We start from the raw sequence: 21,373 nt of genomic DNA on the forward strand, positions 1-21,373 counted from the left end.
TAATTAATCTGGGATAGCCGAAAAAAAGTAATACAACTCTATAAACAAAAGTACAGAAAATATTTATAAGAAAGTTAATCATTACCTTGAGATAATTAAGTAGACTGAAGACCTAAGTTTTTTCTATCTTTGAAACATTCAAAAAAAATCTTCCAAATTTTGATTATCACAAACAAAAAACTCTTTTCTAAAGAAATCCTAAAAGCACTTTTAAAATTAATTGTTGCTGGGGTATTAATTGGTGTTTTAAAAAAACATGATGTAATAATAGCAGGAATTTTAGGGTTAAAATTACTATATAATATCAATAAAGAAATTATTCAACCAAAAACAAATAAAAACTGGTTACTAATAATAGGAATGTTATTAACAGGTTTTGGAGGTATTATTGGTGAATATTGGGGTGTTTCTAACGGTTATTGGGAATATCATGAAGTAGGTAGAGAATTACCTTTATGGTTGCCTTTTGCTTGGATGTTGGCTTTTTACTTTTTATATAAGCTTGAAGCTAATTTAATACCAACTTTAAAAAATCAGTCTTCTAAAAATAAAATAATTCTAGCTATTATTTTAGCGTTAATTTTACCTGCTTTCGGAGAAGTAATTACAATTTATTTAGGTGTTTGGACGTATTTCTGGCCGTATCAAATTTTAGGCGTTCCGCTATATGCATTTATTTGTTTAGTCTTTGTGCATATGTTAGTTTATGTGATTTTAAATTTTATCTGTAAAAAATATAAAATCAAGGATATTGTTTATAATTAAAATCGCCAACAAACAATTCTAGTTACTTTATTGCCTTGAGACATTGGAATCACTTTAAATTCAGAGACATTTAATTTTTTTGATGATTTTTTTAAACTCTCTACATTTTCTTTTTTCGAAACCAAACTTGTAAACCAAGTACTTGTTTTTGGAAATTGCGAACTTTCGTATAAATAAGTATGCAAAAATGCTTTTTCACCACCAACATACCAAAGTTCATTATTATTTCCAGAGAAATTTCTAACAGCGTTATTACCTAAATTTCTTGATTTTCTTTTATTTGCACCTCTTGCTTCTTCTGCAGATTTGTAAAATGGAGGATTACACATAGTAACTGTAAAAGAATCATTCTCTTCAATAATTCCTTTTAAAATATTCATTTCATCAAACTGTTGGCGTAATTCGATTTTATGATCAAAATTATTATCATCTATAATATCTTGTGCAGTATCTAATGAATCTAAATCAATATCAGTTGCTACAAAACTCCAATCATATTCAGTTACTCCTAATAGCGGATATATACAAGTTGCACCAGTTCCAATATCTAAAACTTTGATATCATTTTTATCAACTATTAAATCATTTAAATAATGAATATAATCTAAACGCCCGGGAATTGGCGGGCATAAATTTTCATCAGGGAAATCCCAAATAGATATTTTATCATAAGAAAACAATAAAGCTTTATTTAATTCTTTTACTGCTTTAGTATTTGAAAAGTCAATACTTAAATTTCCAAATTTATTTTCTAATACAAATTCTTTTAAAGAAGGATTATTAATAATTAATTCATTAAAGTTATACCCTTTATTAAATTTATTTTTTGGATGTAATTTTTTTTCTGTCATTTTTTTAAAAGCATACAAATAAAAGGCAAAATTTAACAAGAACTATTAAAAAACCTTACTATTTTGATTGAAAAAAGGCTACTACATTTATACTACAGAGCCAAAAACAGTTAAAATAAATACTATTTTTACTGTAAGTTCAGGAAATTAAATAAAATCCCCTAAAATTATTAAGTCCCCCAATTACTGTCCATAAAAGCCGTTTCAATCTCATAGATTAAACGGTTTTTTTATTTGATATAAATATAAATCTGATTAAAACTACAAAACAATTATTGAAAATTCTAAAGCTAAAGGTTCTAATTTATTTTTTAAATGATGAATAAAATCATTTCCAAATTCTAAATAATATTCAGAAAAATTACTTTGACGTTCTTCTAAACTTTGATTAGGAAACAGCTGGTTTTGCAATTCAGTTATATTAGAAACTAGTTCTTTTTGTTTTCTTTTTTCAGCTTTTAATAAACGTTTTTCTAGATTCTCTAATCCTTTTACTTGTTTTCTTTCTTGCGCATTTACGGCTCCGACAAAAGAAACATCAGTTTGTTTTGCAATTTCTTTTAATGCTGAAAATTGATTTTTCAAGAACTCTTTCTGTTTGGAAAAATCAACAGAAACCTCTGAATTTTCAGTTACTTTTTTCTTTAGTAAATCTTGTTGTTTTATAAAGATTTCTTCTAAAGAAATATTAAGTTTCTCTAACTTTTTAAACTGCTTTTCAGTAATAACTTGAACAGAATTTCGTAATAACAAAATAGGAAAAGGAACATTAACTTTTTCAAAATATGCTTTTAACTGCAACCAGTAAGCAATTTCTCCGCCTCCACCAATATAACATAGATTAGGTAATATCACCTCTTGATATAAAGGTCGCATAATTACATTTGGTGAAAACCTCTCAGGCACCTCATTGAGGTGATTAAGTAATTCACTCTTGCTCCAAACTATAGCTGTGTTTTTTACTTTGTATAGATTGTCATCGAAAACAATTCGTTCTCTTATTTCATTTGTTAAATAGAATAAGTTTATTTCTCTAGGATTTACTTGAACTTTATAGTGCTTCTCAAATTCAGTATTTGTTGCAGAAACCTCTTTAAAAGAAACTTGTTCAGATAGTTCTTTTTCCACAAAAGGAATAAATAATTTCTTTAAAGAAACATCATCTGCATCAATAATAATTAATCCGTATTTTCCAAATAATTCGTTAGCAATATATTTAGTTGCATCTGCTAAATTATTGTGTTTTAAATATCCTTCAGAAAACAAACCTTTTAAATAGATTGCATTTTTAGAGTTTCCTAAATGCTTAGAAAACTCATCAAAAACTTCTTGTAAACCTTCTGTAGAAAATCGACCTACTCCACCACCATCTTTACGATTCCATTGTACTTTTTTATGATTAAAATTAAAATAATTAATCTCATCAAAATCATGATCTTCTGTAGCCATCCAATAAATTGGAACAAAATTTTGTTTCGGAAACTTATCTGTTAATTCTTCCGCTAAATTAATTGTAGAAATTATCTTGTATAAAAAATATAAAGGCCCAGTAAATAAGTTTAATTGATGACCAGTAGTAATTGTAAATGTATTTTCTTTTTGTAAAGATTCAATATTTTGTTGTGTCTCTTCTGATGTTTTTACAGATAGATATTGATTTTTTAAAGCATCTCCTAAAACTTTACGATGAGATTCTGAAACGAGTTCAGAATGACGCTTTTCTTCAATTTGCTTTTTAAATCCTTCTAAATCTGGAAAATTATTATAAAAAGGTTGAATAATTTCTTTCTGATCTAAATAATCTAACATCGTCTTAGAAAAGAAGCCTGTTTTATGAAAAGGAATGGAATATTTTTTACAGTCTGTTTCTGTGTTGGTCATGTTTCAAAAATACACTTTTTTAAAACGTTTGTCGAAATTCTAAAAATTTTCTAACAAACTTTTAACGGAAAATAAAATTAATCAGAACAATTCAAAAAAGAATATTCTGTACATTTGAATTTAGATCAATTCTTTTTTTATGAAAACCAGACTTTTACTACTCGCATTATTATGCTCTTCATTTATCTTTTCACAAAATATAAAATCTCCTAAAGAATATTTAGGTTATAAATTGGGTGAACGTTTTACAAGACATCATAAAGTTGTTGACTATTTTAAATACGTGAGCAAGCAATTATCTAATGTAACACTTGAAAAATACGGAGAAACAAATGAGCATAGACCTTTATATGTTAGTTATATCTCATCACAAGAAAACATCGATAATATTGATAAAATTCGTTTAGCAAATCTTACGCAAGTAGGAATTAAAAGCGCTGGTGTCGCTATAAATAACAAAGCAATTGTTTGGTTAAGTTATAATGTACACGGTAACGAAGCTTCTAGTTCTGAGGCTTCTATGCAAACCTTGTATGAATTAGTTACTTCAAAAAAATCGTATTTAGAAAACACGATTGTAATTATAGATCCTTGTATTAATCCTGATGGACGTGATCGTTATGTAAATTGGTTTAATCAAGTTAGTAGCTCTCCTTATAATCCAAACCAAGAAGCAAAAGAACATCAAGAACCTTGGCCAGGCGGAAGGGCAAATCATTATTTATTTGATTTAAATAGAGATTGGGCTTGGGCTACACAAGTAGAAAGTCAGCAGCGTTTAAAAATTTACAATAAATGGATGCCACATATTCATGTTGATTTTCACGAACAATTTATTAATAATCCTTATTATTTTGCTCCTGCCGCAGAACCGTTTCATGAAGTAATTTCTGATTGGCAACGCGATTTCCAGGTCCAAATTGGAAAAAATCATGCAAAATATTTCGATAAAAACAACTGGCTATATTTCACCAAAGAAAGTTTTGATTTACTTTATCCAAGTTATGGTGATACTTATCCTACTTTTATGGGAGCTATTGGTATGACTTATGAGCAAGCGGGACATGGAATGGCTGGTTTAGGAATTAATACTGATCATGGTTATGAATTAACATTAATTGATAGAGTAAAACATCATAAAACTACAGGATTATCTACTGTTGAAATTGCTTCTAAAAATGCAGAAAAATTGAATTCTGAATTCAAAAAATTCTTTGATAACAAAAGTTTAAAGTATAAAAGTTATGTGTTAAAAAATGATAATCAAGATAAAACAGATCGTTTAAAAAGGTTATTAGACAAACATGAAATCAACTATGAATACACAAATAAAGGAAAAGTAAAAGGTTATAATTATACAAGTTTAAAAGATGGTAGTCTAAATGTATCTTCAAATGATTTAGTAATACATTCAAGTCAACCAAAAGGAAAAATGGTAAAAGCTTTATTTGAACCAAAAGCAAAATTAGCTGATTCTTTAACTTATGATATTACAGCTTGGTCTTTACCATATGCGCATGGTTTTAATGCGATTGCTTCAAAAACTAAAGTAAGTTCATCAAAAAATACAGCTAACAATAAAGTTTATAATAATACTTCTCCTAATTCTTACGCTTATTTATCTAAATGGAATAGCTTGGAAGATGCTACTTTTTTAGCTCAACTATTAAAAGAAAATATTAGAGTTCGTTTTTCTGAAAAGCCTTTTTCTGTTGAAGGAAAATCGTATGATAGAGGTTCGTTAATTATTTTAAGGCATGATAATGTTAAACATAAAAAGTTTGACAAAAAATTGATTGCTATTACCAATAAATTAGAAAGAAAAATTATCGCTGTTAGCACTGGTTTTGTTAGCTCTGGAGTAGATTTTGGTTCTTATAGTGTAAATCCAATTAACAAACAAAAAGTAGCAGTTTTATCTGGTAAAGGAACTTCTTCTTTAGCTTTTGGAGAAATCTGGCATTTCTTTGAAACACAATTAGAATATCCACTAACAGTTTTAGATACTGATAATTTTGGTAGAGCTGACTTAAATAATTATGATGTTTTAATCATTCCAAATGGATATTATGGAAGTGTATTAAATAAAAATACATTAGAGAAAATAAAGAAATGGACAAGAAGTGGTGGTACTGTTATTGCCATGAGTAATGCTTTAAGAGCTTTTGCAGATAAAAAAGAGTTTACTTTAAAAACAAAAAAAGACGAGAAAAAAGACTCTTTAAAATCTAACTTAACCCCCTATGCAGATATAGAACGTAAAAGCACAGAAAATTTTATTACGGGCGCTATTTTTAAAAGTAAGGTAGATAAAACGCATCCCTTAGCTTTTGGATATTCTGACACTTATTTTTCTCTTAAGTTAGGAAGTAACTCATATAAATTTTTAAAAGATGTTGGTAATGTTGCCTATTTTACTAAAGATGTAGCAAACGCATCAGGTTTTGCTGGAAAAAAAGCTTTAAAAAACATTCCAGAATCCTTACTTTTTGGTGAAGAACGAATAGGTAATGGTAGTATTATTTATATGGTAGATAACCCATTGTTTAGGTCTTTTTGGGATAATGGAAAACTGTTTTTTGTAAATGCTATTTTCTTTAGAAACTCGCATAACATTACCAAAAATAACCAATAGATACTCCAATAGAAATGTTTAATTTTTTAAGATCATTAAATCCTTCAGTATTAATCAAATAACCTACCCCTGCAAAAGCATCGACTAAAAAACCTTTTTTAAAAACCCATTGATGTCCTATATCAGCGGCTATTGAAAAAACTGTACTTTCATGATTATTATTTTTTAAAGCTAAAACCCCAAAACTAGGGCCTGCATGCCAACCCATAAATGCTTCATCAGAATCAAAATAAAATCTCTGTTCAATTCCAGCCCCAAAACCATCAATATCATCAACCTTAGCATATAAGGCAGAAAATGAAGCTGTTTGATTATCACTTATTTTAAATTCAAAACCAATATTAGCAATTCCTAATGCAAGACCCAACGGATTAACTTTTATTGCATTTTTTTGTGCTATTATTGTCTTAAAACAAAATAATAATAAAAATATTAGAATAATTTTTTTCATTTTTTTTACTTATTAAAATTTTTAAACTGGTTCACCATACAAATCAAAATCACCAGCTTCGGTTATTTTAATATCAATAAATTCTCCAATTTTTATATAATGCTTTTTTGCATCAACAATAACATCGTTATCAACATCGGGTGAATCAAACTCAGTACGTCCATAAAAATATTCACCATCTTTTCTATCAAATAAACATCTAAACGTTTTTCCTACTTTTTGTTGATTCAATTCCCAAGAAATTTGAGATTGTATCTCCATAATCTCATTAACACGTTTAAACTTAACGTCTTCAGGAACATCATCTTCTAGAACATAAGCTCCTGTATTTTCTTCATGAGAATATTCAAAAGCGCCTAATCTATCAAATCGCATCTCTTCTACCCAATCTTTCAATTCTTGAAACATCTCTTCTGTCTCTCCTGGATAACCAACAATTAATGTAGTTCTAATTGCCATTTCAGGTACAATATCTCTAAACTTATGAATCAACGCAGTCGTTTTTTCATGAGTTGTACCTCGTTTCATCGATTTTAACAACTCTGAATTAATGTGTTGTAGTGGAATATCTAAGTAATTACAAACCTTAGGTTCGTTTTTCATCACTTCTAAAACATCCATTGGAAAACCTGTTGGAAATGCATAATGCATTCTAATCCATTCAATTCCTTCTATTTTAGTTAAAGCTAATAATAAATCAGCTAAAGCACGTTTTTTATAAATATCTAAGCCATAATAGGTTAAATCTTGTGCAATTAACATCACTTCTTTAATCCCTTTCTCAGCTAATTTTGTCGCTTCAATTACAATTTCTTCAATGGGTGTTGATCTATGTTTTCCTCTCATTAAAGGAATTGCACAAAAAGAACAAGGTCTATCGCAACCTTCTGCAATTTTTAAATAGGCATAATGTTTTGGCGTAGTTGTTAAACGTTCTCCAATTAATTCGTGCTTATAATCAGCTTCTAAAACCTTAAGAAGATTAGGTAAATCATGTGTACCAAAATACTGATCTACATTAGTAATCTCTTTTTCCAAATCTGGCTTATAACGTTCGCTTAAACATCCTGTTACAAAAACCTTATCTATTTCTCCAGCTTCTTTACGTTGTGCATAATGCAAAATAGTATCTACAGATTCTTCTTTTGCTTTACCTATAAATCCACAGGTATTTATAACTACAATATTTCCATCATCATTTTCATCCTCATGTACAACGTTTTTTCCATTGGCTTTTAGTTGTCCCATTAACACTTCACTATCATAAACGTTTTTTGAACACCCTAAAGTAACAACGTTGATTTTATTTTGTTTGATGGTTTTTGTACGCATTGAATTTTATTTAAATGGATGCAAAAATAAGGGTTTTATACTGATATCTATGAGTTTTATGTAAAGACTCAAGATTTAGTTGTTTTCTTAGCTTATTTTTTAATTCAGTATTTGTGAAATTAAAGAAATACTAAAAATACTTAGCATAAACCAACCAATAAAACCTTGAATAATGGACAAGTATCTAGGAAATCCTTTGGTTGGTATTTCTCCAAAACCTAAAGTAGTAAAAGTGTTTATAGATAATGTGAGTGCATTAATAAACTTAATAATAACGTCGAAACAAAGCAACATAAATATCCATAAACCCATAAAAACACTAGTAGCTATTTTTTTAGATTTTGGCAAATCAACCCACTTTCCTTTTAAAACATCAGTCTTATCAAATAATTTACTAATAATTTTATAATTGGTAGATGAAAAATAATAGATTGGTTTTGCTAACCATAAAAAATAACTTGGAGTTTCTTTCTGGCTTTTATTCATATAGACTTTAAATTCTTCAAATGACATTAAATCTTGCTTCATATCTTCTTGATAAATTTCCTTCATACTTTCCTTATTTCTAAAATAGCGTGTATAAAAACGAAGACGTTTCATTAATCTATTCCTATTAATTGTATCCCAAGAATTCGGAAAAAACAGATAAATAAAAGCAAAAATAAATATCACATAAATAGAGATAATGATCGTTCTAGAAGGAGAAGTACCATAAGCTGACAATACTTTTAATAATTGATTGATTTTCCAAGTAAAATAGGTCTTAAAAGAAGGTTCTATTTTGTTTAAATATTGATACCGTTGAGTTTCTAAATCTTTTAAAGTGATATAAACTTTATTAGCAAAATCAGTATCATATTGCGATTTATAGCTATCATAAAAAGACCCTAATAATCGTTTCTCAAATTTATAAGAGTTTTCTATTTGAAACTTATATTGAGAAGCATACGTGTTTAATATAGAGTCATTATTAAACATAGATTCCATAGAAGCAGAATTTAATGCACTTTTTTTATATAATTTCTCTAAATACTCTAAATAACCATGAAGAGAAACTACTTTATCTTCCCATTCATTCCATCTATAAATATCAGTTTTGCTAAAATTTTCGACTCCAAGAATTATTGGTTTTCTATAAATATTATCTGATATTACATTTAAACTTGCAGATGAAATACCTGCCTGACTTAATAAAACTGATGCTTCTCCAAAATCGTTATAGGTTAACAGAGTTTCTCTTGTAGTATCTATAAATAAATGTATTGCACCTTTTCCAATAATTTTGTTATTGAAAAACTCAAATGACCTTAAATTATTAGCATAAAATGAATTTTCTAAGTCTGGTTTTTTATAAATAATTGAATTACTTACTGTAACAAATATTGCATTAAAAGTTTCTATGGTTCCAATATCTATAATAGATTCACCTTTTATTTCTGATTGATTAATACTGATATCATTACCATAATTTTCTGCAACTTTTTCAAAATAGTCTATATAATTGTTTAAAGGGATATTTACATCCATATACAAACCGTTTTCAAAAACACAATTACTGAACACAAGAGATGTGGAATTCTCTATAGCAACAGGTTTTTTAAAACGTATATGATGCAATGCAGCGCCAGAATCTTCATATCTATGTTCAAAATGTACATTTTCTAATTCAACTTGTACATCAATAATTAAACTATCTGTAGTTGGAAAAATAAAAGAATTATCAATTGACTTGTAGTAAAAATTAGAATCAATTTTTGAGTCAAAAACAATAAATGCGTCTTTTAAAACAAATACGGAATCTTTAGTAGATGTCAACGCTTTAACAAATTGCGTATGCGAAATCTTACGAAGTTCGTTAGCAGGTTTTTGTGCAAATAATAGGTTTACATATAAAAATATGTATAAAAAATTAAGATACTTATATGACTGGGGCATTAATAAGGATTTAATACCCAAATATACTCTTTTAAGTTTTTAAAAGAATAATAGTTTTTCTACTTAAAAAAAGAATCTACAAATTCGTGCTTGTTAAATACTTGTAAATCATCTACCCCTTCTCCTACTCCAATATATTTAACAGGGATTTGAAATTGATCTGAAATACCAATAACAACGCCACCTTTTGCAGTTCCGTCTAATTTTGTAACCGCTAAAGAAGTTACTTCTGTAGCTTTTGTAAATTGTTTTGCTTGTTCAAATGCATTCTGTCCTGTAGAACCGTCTAAAACTAATAAAACATCATGTGGAGCATCTTCAATAACTTTTTGCATAACACGTTTAATCTTAGTTAATTCATTCATTAAATTAACTTTATTATGCAATCTACCAGCAGTATCTATAATTACCACATCTGCATATTGTGTAACCGCAGATTTTAAGGTATCAAAAGCCACAGAAGCAGGATCAGAACCCATTTCTTGGCGTACTATTGACACATCGGTTCTGTCTGCCCATACTTGTAATTGGTCAATCGCAGCTGCTCTAAAAGTATCTGCTGCTCCTAAAACGACTTTTAATCCTTGTTTTTTAAATTGTGATGCTAATTTTCCAATCGTAGTTGTTTTTCCAACTCCATTAACACCAACAACCATTAAAACATATGGTTTTTTATCAGCAGGAATTGTAAATTCAGACTCGTTACCAACATTCGTTTCAGATAATAAGCCTGCAATTTCTTCTCTAAGAATTTGGTTTAATTCATCCGTACCAACATATTTATCTTTAGCTACTCTAGCTTCAATTCTATCAATAATTTTAAGTGTAGTATCTACTCCAACATCAGAAGCTACTAAAATCTCTTCTAAATTATCTAAAACATCGTCATCTACTTTAGATTTTCCGGCAACTGCTTTAGTTAGCTTACCGAAAAAACTAGATTTAGATTTTTCTAAACCTTTATCTAAGGTTTCTTTTTTTTCTTTTGAAAATATTTTTTTAAAAAAACTCATAACTTATAATTCTAGTTATTTACCTATAAAAACTGTACCAAGTTATAATTTGGGTCAAATTGTCATTATTAAAGCTTTCAAAAATACATATTTAAAAGCACAAAAAAAGCTACTCTCTTTTGGAAAGTAGCTTTACAATATTTTATAACGATAATTACTTTTTAGCTAAAAAGTCATTTACGTTTGAAGGATCCATGATAGCTTCAACAAATGTGTAAGCACCTGATTTTTCAGACTTTACCATTTTGATTGCTTTCGTTAATCTCTTTGCTCCTGTTTGTAACGATGCTACTGATTTCTTTGCCATCTCCTAAATTATTTAATCTCTTTATGAACAGTCATTTTCTTTAAAATTGGATTAAATTTCTTAATCTCAACTCTATCTGGAGTGTTCTTTTTATTTTTTGTTGTAATGTATCTAGATGTTCCAGGTTGTCCAGAAGCTTTATGCTCTGTACATTCTAAAATTACCTGAACTCTGTTTCCTTTTTTTGCCATCTTGCTAAAATTTTACTATGATTATTTAGTTAAAAAGCCATTAGCTCTTGCGTCCTTAATAACCGCAGAAATTCCTTTTCTGTTGATATTTTTTAATGCAGAAGCAGATACTTTTAAAGTAATCCATTTATCTTCTTCTGGAATATAAAAACGCTTCGTCATAAGATTCGCGTTAAATTTTCTCTTCGTTCTATTCATGGCGTGAGAAACATTGTTTCCAACCATTGCTTTTTTTCCTGTTAATTCACAAACTCTAGACATCTTCTTGACAGTTTTTAGGTGTTATCTCTAAACGAGGTGCAAATCTACAAATAATTACTATATTGAACAAAACAATTTTTAGTATTTTTTTAGAATTTCTTTTTGTAGAATTTCTAGCGATTTATCTACTGTTTTTTCAATTACCTTCTCGCGTGGTTTACCAAAATTAAACTCCTCAATATGAACATTTTCTGTTGTAGCTAAAGCAATAAAAACCGTTCCTATTTCCTTATTATTATCATCTTGAGTTGGCCCAGCATTTCCGGTAACAGCAATTGCATAATCTGTATTCAACTTTTTTCTTGCATTTTCTGCCATTAAAATGGCTACTTCTTTACTAACAACAGAATGTTTTTCAATAACATTAAACGGAACATCTAATAAGTGATTTTTTAATTCAGATGTATAGGTTACAAAACTACCTTTATAATAAGAAGAAGAACCAGTAACTGAAACAATTGTCGCTGCAATTTTACCACCCGTTAAACTTTCTGCCGTACAGAGTGTTTTGTTATGCTTTTTTAATAAGACACCTACATTATTTTGTAAGGTTCCGTCTTGGTCAATTCCTGTGATTACATCAGGTATTAGTTGATATAATTCAGCTATTTTTTCTTGTAAAGTAACTTCTAATAATTCTTTATTATCACCTCTGGCTGATAATCTCAATCTGACTTTACTGAAATTAGGCAAATAGGCTAACTTGATAAAATCTGGTAAAGAGTTTTCAAAATCTTCTATTCTTTCAGCAATCGTACTTTCTCCTTGCCCATAAGTCATCACAGTTTTGTGAATGATAAATGGCAACTTAAATTGTTGTTGAATTTTTGGTAAGACTTTAGCTGTCATTAAGCCTTTCATTTCATTAGGAACACCAGGCAAGGAAACAAAAACTGTGTTGTTTTCAAAAAACCACATTCCTGGTGCAGTTCCTAAATTATTTTTTAAATAGATAGCTTTTGTTGGCATCAACCCTTGCAATCTATTTAATTCACTAAAATTAAAATTAAATTTAGCAAACAATGCTTTAATATGAGTTACAACTTCATTATTTATAATAAGTTCATCATTAAAATATGTTGCAATTGTTTTTTTTGTGATATCATCTTTTGTGGGACCTAAACCACCTGTAAGAATTACAATATCCACTCTACTTTCAGCTTCCTTTAAAGCATTTAAAATATGTTGTTCATCATCTTGTATTGATGATATTTGATATACAGAAACACCAATTTTATTTAATTCTTGACCAATCCATTGCGAATTTGTATCCACAATCTGACCGATAAGTATTTCGTCTCCGATAGTTATTATTTCTGCTTTCATTATTTTATTCTAATATTAAAAGCTTCTTTACTTTCAATGACACCTTTTAATTGATCATTTTCAACAACTTTACCAACCCCTGCCGGAGTTCCTGTAAAAATAACATCTCCTTTTTTTAATGTGAAATATTGAGAAACATAAGCAATTAGTTCGTCTGTTTTCCAAAGCATCGCCTTGGTATTTCCATCTTGAACAACCTCATTATTCTTTAATAATTGAAATTGTAAATTCTCTAAATCAAAGTTTTCTTTTGGATAAAACTCTCCAATAACAGCACTTCCATCAAAAGCTTTTGCTTTTTCCCAAGGCAAGCCTTTTTCTTTACATTTTGCTTGTACATCTCTTGCTGTAAAATCGATTCCTAAACCAATTTCATCATAATATTTATGAGCAAATTTTTCAGAAATATGTTTACCCACTTTATTTATTTTCACCAAAACCTCAACTTCATAATGAACATCATTAGAAAAAGGCGGAATGAAAAAAGGATTTTTTCTTGGTAAAATAGCAGAATCTGGCTTCAAAAAAACAACAGGATTCTCTGGTCTTTCATTTGCTAATTCCTCAATATGTTTAGCGTAATTGCGCCCTATACAAATTATTTTCATACTTTATTTAAAAATTGAAAGATTAAAACATTGAATAACATTTCTTTTAATTATTCAATTTTATAATATTTATGGTATCCACTTTTTAGGGAAATTAGGCTTTCTTTTTTCAAGAAAAGCATCCCTTCCTTCTTTAGCTTCATCAGTCATATACGCTAAACGAGTAGCTTCACCTGCAAAAACCTGTTGACCAACCATACCATCATCTGTTAAATTCATAGCGAATTTTAACATTTTTATAGAAGTAGGACTTTTAGCTAAAATCTCCTGTGCCCATTCATAAGCTGTATCTTCTAATTCATCATGTGGAATTACAGCATTTACCATTCCCATTTCATAAGCTTCTTGTGCTGAATAATTACGCCCTAAAAAGAAAATCTCTCTTGCTTTTTTCTGACCTACCATTTTTGCTAAGTAAGCAGAACCATAACCCCCATCAAAAGAAGTTACATCTGCATCCGTTTGTTTAAAAATTGCATGTTCTTTAGAGGCTAAAGTTAAATCGCAAACAACATGTAAACTATGTCCACCACCTACTGCCCAACCTGGAACTACGCAAATAACTGCTTTTGGCATAAATCGAATTAAGCGCTGTACTTCTAATATATTAAGTCTATGATAACCGTCATCTCCAACATACCCTTGATGCCCTCTTGCTTTTTGATCACCACCAGAACAAAAAGAATACACACCATCTTTTGTACTTGGTCCTTCTGCAGATAATAAAACGACGCCAATATTTACATCTTCACCAGCATCATAAAAAGCATCATATAACTCAGATGTAGTTTTTGGTCTAAAAGCATTTCTAACATTGGGCCTATTAAATGCAATTCTTGCGACACCATTACTCTTTTTATAAGTAATATCTTCATAAACTTTAGCAGTTTTCCATTCAGGTTGTATCATATTTTTGTAATTTAGACGTTAGTTTTTTAGAATGCTATTAATCATCTTGTAGCAAAAATAACTATATATTAGAATTTATGATAAAGAAATCTCTTATTATATTATGTATCCTTTTTGGAGTTTTGGCGCATAGCCAGAAAACAATAGAGAAAAGATATGAATCTGACGAGTTACAAAACTTTAGAAATGTAAAAATCTATTTACCAAAAGGCTACGAAAAAGACTCAATTGCAAACTTTCCATTGGCAATTGTTCTAGATGGTGAAAAATTGATGGATTTATATATAGGTAATGCTAACTTTTTTGCTGCTACCGATAGTGCTCCAGAACAGATTGTAGTTGGAATTGACATGCAAAACACTAAATATAGAGATGCAGGTTATATAAAAGAGAATAGTAAACTTACTATAGAAAGTAAGAAGTTTTTACTTTTTTTAAGAGATGAATTACTTCCGTATGTAGAAGCTAATTATAGAACATCTCCTTTTATTTCTATTGTTGGTGAGGGAATTTCTGCAAACCTTATTACTTACTTTTTAAAGGAAGAAACACCTATTTTTAATGCCTACTTAGCTTTAAATCCAAAATTTTCTAAAGATATCAATACACAAATAGAAAGCTATTCATTAAGTCGTTATCAACCTATGGATAACACGTTTTATTTTTATACAAATAGCAATCCATTTATGAAACCCGAATACAGTACAGCTGCAAATAATTTAGCTACGTATTTAAAATCTATAGACATTAAAAACTTTAATGTTTTATATGACGATTTCTCTAAAAGCCCTTCTGCTGTTTCTAGTATAGGAGAAGCAATTCCGAGAGCATTTAGTAAGTTTTTTGAAATTTATGCAGGAATAACAAAAGATGAGTTTGATAAAAAAATAAAAGATCTATCTCCCATTGATGCTATTACTTATTTAGAAAGCAAATATTTAGATATCGATTTTTTATTTGGCAGTAATTTAGGAATTAGAGAACAAGATATTTTTGCTATTGAAGGAATAATTATTGACAAAGAAGAAGGAAGACATTTAAAAGATTTCGGGAATATGATTTTAAAATTATATCCAACTTCTCCAATGGGTGATTACTATTTAGGTCGATTTTACGAAGAAAGTAAGCAATTTAAAAAAGCATTATTCCATTACAGAGTTGGTTATGGAAAAATGGATCCAGCAGATCCAAATGCAGATAGTTTTTACGAAAATGTTCAGCGAGTTGTAAATCAGCGTTAAACTAACTCAATTCTATCTTCAAGAATTTTAATTTTCTTTCTTCTATACAAGTTACCTACAGCTTTTTTAAAAGCTTTTTTACTCATTTGTAAGTGAAATCGTATACTTTCTGGAGAACTTTTATCTGTTAATAATAGAAACTTATCTTTTTCTAGTTTCTCTAAAATCTTTTCTACATCCAAATCAATTACACTTCTAAATCCTTGTGGGCGAAGCGAAACATCAATTTTTCCATCTTCACGAATATTTTTTATATATCCTTTAATTTCTAAATTTTCTTCTAATGGTTTAAAAACATCACTATTAAATAATAGCCCTTCAAACTCTTGATTTATCATTACCGTGTATCCCAAAGCAGTTTGAGTTACAATTACTAAATCTACCTTATCTCCTATCTCTAAATCCATTATTTTAAATATGTAAAATATTGTTTTAAAATTACGTCGTTTTTATCACTTGGCGTAAAAACTTCTAATAATTTTGGTTTTTCTGATGCTTTATAAAAATCTATTAATTGATTTTTTACTGTTTTTGTTGATGATGCTATTTGATATTCAAATCCATACATTTTACATAAATGTTCTGCTGTTAAACAGTGTGGAGTTTCAAATAATTCTGTAGCATTTGTTGATGCAGGGCCAGGAATAATTTTAAAAATTCCACCACCCGAATTATTAATCAATATAATTCTAAAATTTGAAGGAATGTGTTTATTCCAAAGAGCATTACTATCATAGAAAAAACTCAAGTCACCAGTTATAAAAACAGTTTGTTCTTTTCGAGAAATTGCGGCACCAATTGCTGTACTGGTACTACCGTCAATTCCGCTAGTACCTCTATTACAAAAAACATTTAATGATTTATTAATTGCAAATAACTGTGCATATCTAATCATTGAACTATTACTAATCTGTAATTGATTTTGATTAGGAATACTTTCTAAAACTTGTTCAAAAACTTTTAAATCAGAATGTTCAGTTTTTGATAAAAACTCATCATGTTTCTTTAATTTTTCTTTCTTTTTTGATAACCAATGTGGCTGATAATCACTTTTAATTACTAAAGAATCACCTTTTATTTTTTTTAAAAAATCAGATGGCTGTTCTTTAATAAATTCAGACAAACAGTGATAGGTATTCATTGATTTTAATTCATCTATATGCCAATGATGATTAGGTTGATATTTTCTTAAAAATTGTTTTATTTTTTTAGAAATTATCATGCCTCCAAAAGTGATTAACACTTCTGGCTGTAGCTTTTCAAACTCTACATCTTCTAAAGAAAAAATTAATTGATCTATCGAATTTATAAAATTCTTATGATGTAAATTCGAAGTCGTTTCTGTGAAGATTAAAACTGAATCATCCTCAGAGAAATAATTTAAAACTTGCTGTAATTCTTCATCAGGAAAATGTACACCAACTAAAATCATTTTTTTTGTTGATGCATTCCAAATTTCTGAAAAATTAGTATAATTAATTTGAGACCTTTCGACTGCGCTCGAAATAATTTTTAATCCTAGAAACTCAAAATCGATAAAATCAGAAGTAGTTTCATACAATGGTTCGTCAAAAGGAATATTAATATGAACTGGGCCTTTTCTAGAAATTGATGTTTGTAACCCTTCACTTAATAAATTACAATTCCGTTCTTTTTCATTTTTTTCATCTATCAAATTAGCAGAAAACAGAATATGATTTCTAAATACATTTTCCTGCCTAATAGTTTGTCCGTCACCAATATCAATCAAATGTTTAGGTCTATCAGCAGAAATAATAACTAACGGAATTTTACTGTAAAAAGCTTCGGTAATTGCAGGATAATAATTCAATAAAGCAGAACCTGATGTACAAACTATAGCTACAGGTTTTTGGTTCTGCTGTGCAATTCCTAACCCGAAAAACGCTGCACAACGCTCATCAACAATACTATATGTTTTAAATTCTGGATGATTATGAAACCCAACTGTTAATGGGGCGTTTCTAGAACCTGGAGAAATTACAACTGTATCAATATTAAATTGATGACAAGCTGAAATAACAAGTTGAGCAAGTTCTTTTTTTGGGTACATTAATCTAAGTTACAAAGTAGCAAAGTTACAAAGTCAAAAGTTATTGAGCATAAAAAAATCAGAAAGTAAAAAAAACTTTTCTACGTTCTGATTTATTATATAAAAACCAACAATGTTGGCTAGTTTCCTTTTTTATAATCTGCTAAAAACTTAGCCAAACCAATATCTGTAAGTGGATGTTTTAATAATCCTTCGATAGCACTTAAAGGACCAGTCATCACATCAGAGCCTAACTTAGCACAATCAATAATATGCATAGTGTGACGTACTGATGCTGCTAAAATTTCTGTTTCAAATCCGTAATTATCATAAATCTGACGGATTTCTGCGATCAAGTTTAATCCATCTGTAGAAATATCATCTAAACGTCCAATAAATGGTGATACATAGGTTGCTCCTGCTTTTGCTGCCAATAAAGCTTGACCAGCAGAAAATACTAACGTAACATTTGTTTTAATTCCTTTATCAGAAAAATATTTACATGCTTTAATCCCATCTTTTATCATCGGTAATTTCACCACAATTTGAGGATTTAAAGCAGCTAATGCTTCTCCTTCTCTTACCATACCATCAAAATCTGTAGAAATTACTTCCGCAGAAACATCACCTTCAACAATGTCACAAATTGTTTTATAATGATTGATAATATTATCATGCCCAGTAATTCCTTCTTTAGCCATTAGAGATGGATTTGTAGTAACACCATCTAAAATACCTAATGCTTGCGCGTCTTTAATTTGCTCTAAATTAGCTGTATCTATAAAAAATTTCATGTGATTTTGTTTTTGTTATGCAAATATAAAATGATTAAAACGTTGCATAAAATAAATTGTTAAGAAGGTATTAGTATTTATCAACAATTATTACAACTTGTAATGATTCATTAATAATGTCTCATAAAGTTTATCTGGTAAGATTCTTTTTAAGACAATAGAGAATTTCTGCATAAAATCACCCACTTTATAATGAATCTTTGGATTTTGGGTATTAATAATTTGATGTGCTTTTTTTGCCATTTCTATTGGATCCATCCCACTATCAACATGACTATCCATTAAATCTAAATTTTCTTGATATTTTTCTCGGTAAGCAGATTTTTCAAAAACAGGTGTATGAAATCTACCTGCGGCAATATTTGTAGCAAAATCACCTGGAGCAATATTGGTTACTTTTATTCCGAATTCGGCAACCTCCATTCTTGTAGCTTCAGTAACTAATTCTAGAGCGCCTTTTGAAGCAGAATAAATTCCTCTAAAAGGTAATCCCATATAACCAGCAATAGAAGTAACGTTAATAATTAACCCTGATTTTTGTGCTCTCATTTGCGGTAAAACTGATTTCATTACATCAATAGCTCCAAAAAAATTGGTATTGAAAACACTTCTCATTTCATCTGATGGAGTATCTTCAATTGGGCCTGTAATTCCCATACCTGCATTATTTACCAACACATCTAATCGCCTTTCTTTATCAATAATAAAATCGATAGCAGATTTTATAGTTTCAGGTTTTAAAACATCTAAAGCGATTAATTGAAAAGATAAATTTCCGGTTTTCTTTGGATTTCTACTCGTTCCGTAAACAGTGAATCCTTTATTTGCTAAATAAACAGCAATAGATTTACCTATTCCAGATGATGCACCAGTTATTAAAACTACTTTAGACATAATCTATTCAATATTTAAAGATTGAAAACTCAATATTACAAAAATTAGAATTAGCGAGATTCTGAACGAAACTTCAGAGCACAAAAAATGGCAAGCTATCTACATCACACTGCTACAACCTAATACCCTTGCTGCGTTCCCGCCCTGGGGGATTCAAAGGGAGCTAGTTGTGTAGGACTTGCCGCTGCAAATTTACATCCTTTTTTTAATCTTGCAATTAAAAATTTATCTAAATTTTTGTAACATATTTAATAGATTGAATACTAATCTATTGTTTTGAAGTATAAAAAGAATACCAAAAAACATTTCAATATATTTGTATCACTAACTAAAAATTTTAAACACAATGGAAAATCAAGCAAGCACAAAAAATATTATCATTAATTATGGATTAATTTTAGGAGTAATTGGTTTATTGCCTAGTTTAATAAAATATGCAATGGGTGGAAATTATTTAGAAAATGATTCTATTTCAGGCATTCTAAGTGTTATTGTTTCAATTATATTTATTGTATTAGCGTATAAAAAATTCAAAACAAATAATAATGGTTTTATGACTTGGGGTCAAGGCGTTAAAATAGGTATGGGGATAATTTTTATAAGTATGATTATTACAATTCTTTACTTGTTACTTTTTACAAATTTCATCGAACCTGATTTTAAAGCTCAAGTAATTGAAGCTTCAGAGCAAAAATGGATTGATGCTGGATATTCAGATGATCAAATTGAAATGTCAAAAGAAATGACAAACAAATATTTTAACCTTTCTATGTTTGGAGGAATTGCAATTATGAGTTTATTTTTTGGCTTCGTTGTTTCTGCAATAACGAGTGCAATTATGAAAAAAAATGAGGAAGAACAATATTAAGAGTCATATAAAAGTTAGTAACTAATAAAGTAATGTTTTAAAAAAACTTTATAACTTTACAACTTTCAACTCATAAATATGGATATATCGGTAGTAATACCACTTCTTAACGAAGAAGAATCTCTACAAGAATTACACGATTGGATTGCAAAAGTTATGCAATCCAATCGTTATTTATATGAAATCATTTTTATTGATGACGGTAGCACAGACACTTCCTGGAATGTTATAGAAAAGTTATCTAAAGAAAATAAAGAAGTAAAAGGAATTCGCTTTCAAAAAAACTTTGGTAAATCTCAAGCTTTAGATGCTGGTTTTGGAGTAGCAAAAGGTGAAGTTGTAATCACTATGGATGCTGATTTACAAGACAATCCAGAAGAAATCCCAGAACTATATGATTTAATTGTTAAAGATGATTTCGATTTAATTTCTGGTTGGAAAAAGAAACGGTATGATAATGTAATTACCAAAAACATTCCTTCAAAACTATTTAATGCAGCTGCAAGAAAAACTTCTGGTTTAAAATTACACGATTTTAATTGTGGATTAAAAGCGTATAAAAATGAAGTTATAAAAACTGTAAAAGTTAGTGGAGAAATGCATAGATATATTCCAGTTTTAGCAAAAAATGAAGGTTATACTAAAATTGGAGAAAAAGTAGTAAAACATCAAGCTAGAAAATACGGAGAAACAAAATTTGGTATGAATAGATTTATTAACGGATTTTTAGACTTAATCACTATATCATTTTTATCAAAATTTGGTAAACGTCCAATGCACTTTTTTGGACTTTGGGGAACCTTAATGTTTTTATTTGGTACTACCTTAGCTTTTTATGTTGGCGTTATTAAATTATATAAACTTTATAACGGAATGAAAACCATTTTAGTGACTGACAATCCATGGTTTTATATTGCACTAACCTCAATGATTTTAGGAACTTTATTATTTTTAGCTGGTTTTATTGGCGAACTCGTAATAAAGTCAAACAATAATGAAAAACACTATTCAATAAAGGAAAAAGTCAATTTCTAAGCTTTATATTTGCACTTTATTTTAAT

21 protein-coding genes and 1 other RNA gene are annotated in these 21,373 nt (G+C 28.9%); 5 read left to right on the forward strand and 17 right to left on the reverse strand.

Annotation, left to right across the window (positions count from 1 at the left end; genetic code table 11):
• Nucleotides 1-159 precede the first annotated feature (159 nt).
• Entirely contained in the window at nucleotides 160-765 is a 606-nt protein-coding gene (locus tag OD91_RS02985; protein ID WP_255513150.1) for a hypothetical protein, read from the forward strand.
• Here OD91_RS02985 and rlmF read toward each other — a convergent pair.
• Both rlmF and bshC read right to left on the reverse strand, forming a co-directional pair.
• Nucleotides 762-1,616, reverse strand: a complete 855-nt coding sequence (rlmF, locus tag OD91_RS02990) for a 23S rRNA (adenine(1618)-N(6))-methyltransferase RlmF (protein ID WP_144894915.1) — start codon at nucleotides 1,614-1,616, stop codon at nucleotides 762-764. The two genes, OD91_RS02985 and rlmF, sit on opposite strands and share 4 nt — an antisense overlap.
• 261 nt (nucleotides 1,617-1,877) lie before the next feature.
• On the reverse strand, nucleotides 1,878-3,497 hold the full coding sequence (gene bshC / locus OD91_RS02995; RefSeq protein ID WP_144894916.1) for a bacillithiol biosynthesis cysteine-adding enzyme BshC: 1,620 nt from the start codon (nucleotides 3,495-3,497) through the stop codon (nucleotides 1,878-1,880).
• 139 nt (nucleotides 3,498-3,636) lie between these two features.
• Here bshC and OD91_RS03000 point away from each other — a divergent pair, with 139 nt between their 5' ends.
• Nucleotides 3,637-6,132 carry a M14 family metallopeptidase gene (locus OD91_RS03000; RefSeq protein WP_144894917.1) on the forward strand — a complete coding sequence of 832 codons (2,496 nt, stop codon included), beginning with the start codon at nucleotides 3,637-3,639 and terminating at the stop codon, nucleotides 6,130-6,132.
• Here the strand turns inward: OD91_RS03000 and OD91_RS03005 are convergent.
• The 10 genes from OD91_RS03005 to OD91_RS03050 form a co-directional block, all read right to left on the reverse strand.
• Entirely contained in the window at nucleotides 6,113-6,583 is a 471-nt protein-coding gene (locus OD91_RS03005) for a DUF3575 domain-containing protein (protein WP_144894918.1), read from the reverse strand. The two genes, OD91_RS03000 and OD91_RS03005, sit on opposite strands and share 20 nt — an antisense overlap.
• Before the next feature lie 21 nt (nucleotides 6,584-6,604).
• On the reverse strand, nucleotides 6,605-7,915 hold the full coding sequence (rimO, locus tag OD91_RS03010) for a 30S ribosomal protein S12 methylthiotransferase RimO (protein WP_144894919.1): 1,311 nt from the start codon (nucleotides 7,913-7,915) through the stop codon (nucleotides 6,605-6,607).
• A gap of 99 nt (nucleotides 7,916-8,014) precedes the next feature.
• Nucleotides 8,015-9,850, reverse strand: a complete 1,836-nt coding sequence (locus OD91_RS03015) for a potassium channel family protein (protein ID WP_144894920.1) — start codon at nucleotides 9,848-9,850, stop codon at nucleotides 8,015-8,017.
• Nucleotides 9,851-9,909: 59 nt separating this feature from the next.
• Nucleotides 9,910-10,863: a signal recognition particle-docking protein FtsY gene (ftsY, locus tag OD91_RS03020; protein ID WP_144894921.1), complete on the reverse strand. Its 954-nt coding sequence runs from the start codon at nucleotides 10,861-10,863 to the stop codon at nucleotides 9,910-9,912.
• Nucleotides 10,864-11,017: 154 nt separating this feature from the next.
• The gene (locus OD91_RS03025; protein WP_144894922.1) at nucleotides 11,018-11,170 is read right to left on the reverse strand and encodes a DUF4295 domain-containing protein; all 153 of its coding nucleotides are present in this window, start codon (nucleotides 11,168-11,170) and stop codon (nucleotides 11,018-11,020) included.
• 8 nt (nucleotides 11,171-11,178) lie between these two features.
• Nucleotides 11,179-11,361, reverse strand: coding sequence for a 50S ribosomal protein L33 (rpmG, locus tag OD91_RS03030; RefSeq protein WP_144894923.1), 183 nt, complete (start codon nucleotides 11,359-11,361; stop codon nucleotides 11,179-11,181).
• A gap of 21 nt (nucleotides 11,362-11,382) precedes the next feature.
• Nucleotides 11,383-11,622, reverse strand: a complete 240-nt coding sequence (gene rpmB, locus OD91_RS03035; protein WP_144894924.1) for a 50S ribosomal protein L28 — start codon at nucleotides 11,620-11,622, stop codon at nucleotides 11,383-11,385.
• Nucleotides 11,623-11,700: 78 nt separating this feature from the next.
• The gene (locus tag OD91_RS03040) at nucleotides 11,701-12,948 is read right to left on the reverse strand and encodes a competence/damage-inducible protein A (RefSeq protein WP_144894925.1); all 1,248 of its coding nucleotides are present in this window, start codon (nucleotides 12,946-12,948) and stop codon (nucleotides 11,701-11,703) included.
• Nucleotides 12,948-13,556: a fumarylacetoacetate hydrolase family protein gene (locus OD91_RS03045; protein WP_144894926.1), complete on the reverse strand. Its 609-nt coding sequence runs from the start codon at nucleotides 13,554-13,556 to the stop codon at nucleotides 12,948-12,950. The genes OD91_RS03040 and OD91_RS03045 overlap by 1 nt, the downstream gene beginning before the upstream one ends.
• 69 nt (nucleotides 13,557-13,625) lie before the next feature.
• The gene (locus tag OD91_RS03050; protein WP_144894927.1) at nucleotides 13,626-14,465 is read right to left on the reverse strand and encodes a 1,4-dihydroxy-2-naphthoyl-CoA synthase; all 840 of its coding nucleotides are present in this window, start codon (nucleotides 14,463-14,465) and stop codon (nucleotides 13,626-13,628) included.
• Between the two features lie 77 nt (nucleotides 14,466-14,542).
• On the opposite strand from OD91_RS03050, the gene OD91_RS03055 reads away from it, so the two are divergent.
• Complete coding sequence (locus tag OD91_RS03055) at nucleotides 14,543-15,706, forward strand: alpha/beta hydrolase-fold protein (protein ID WP_144894928.1); 1,164 nt, start codon at nucleotides 14,543-14,545, stop codon at nucleotides 15,704-15,706.
• On the opposite strand, the gene OD91_RS03060 is transcribed toward OD91_RS03055, so the two are convergent.
• From OD91_RS03060 to ffs, 5 genes are all read right to left on the reverse strand, one after another.
• Entirely contained in the window at nucleotides 15,703-16,113 is a 411-nt protein-coding gene (locus OD91_RS03060; RefSeq protein WP_144894929.1) for a DNA-binding protein, read from the reverse strand. The genes OD91_RS03055 and OD91_RS03060 overlap by 4 nt on opposite strands.
• Complete coding sequence (menD, locus tag OD91_RS03065) at nucleotides 16,113-17,777, reverse strand: 2-succinyl-5-enolpyruvyl-6-hydroxy-3-cyclohexene-1-carboxylic-acid synthase (protein ID WP_144894930.1); 1,665 nt, start codon at nucleotides 17,775-17,777, stop codon at nucleotides 16,113-16,115. Before menD ends, OD91_RS03060 begins: the two co-directional genes overlap by 1 nt.
• A 119-nt stretch (nucleotides 17,778-17,896) precedes the next feature.
• Nucleotides 17,897-18,550 (reverse strand): fructose-6-phosphate aldolase, encoded by a 654-nt coding sequence (gene fsa, locus OD91_RS03070; protein ID WP_144894931.1) that lies wholly within the window; start codon nucleotides 18,548-18,550, stop codon nucleotides 17,897-17,899.
• A 90-nt stretch (nucleotides 18,551-18,640) separates the two neighbouring features.
• Complete coding sequence (locus OD91_RS03075) at nucleotides 18,641-19,444, reverse strand: SDR family oxidoreductase (protein ID WP_144894932.1); 804 nt, start codon at nucleotides 19,442-19,444, stop codon at nucleotides 18,641-18,643.
• Between the two features lie 85 nt (nucleotides 19,445-19,529).
• Nucleotides 19,530-19,628: signal recognition particle sRNA small type (ffs, locus tag OD91_RS03080), an RNA gene on the reverse strand.
• Nucleotides 19,629-19,790: 162 nt separating this feature from the next.
• Here ffs and OD91_RS03085 point away from each other — a divergent pair.
• Nucleotides 19,791-20,312: a DUF4199 domain-containing protein gene (locus OD91_RS03085; RefSeq protein WP_144894933.1), complete on the forward strand. Its 522-nt coding sequence runs from the start codon at nucleotides 19,791-19,793 to the stop codon at nucleotides 20,310-20,312.
• Between the two features lie 78 nt (nucleotides 20,313-20,390).
• Nucleotides 20,391-21,347, forward strand: coding sequence for a glycosyltransferase family 2 protein (locus OD91_RS03090; RefSeq protein WP_144894934.1), 957 nt, complete (start codon nucleotides 20,391-20,393; stop codon nucleotides 21,345-21,347).
• Nucleotides 21,348-21,373: the final 26 nt, after the last annotated feature.

The sequence above is a fragment of the Lutibacter sp. Hel_I_33_5 genome (assembly GCF_007827455.1).
Classification (GTDB): Bacteria; Bacteroidota; Bacteroidia; order Flavobacteriales; family Flavobacteriaceae; genus Polaribacter.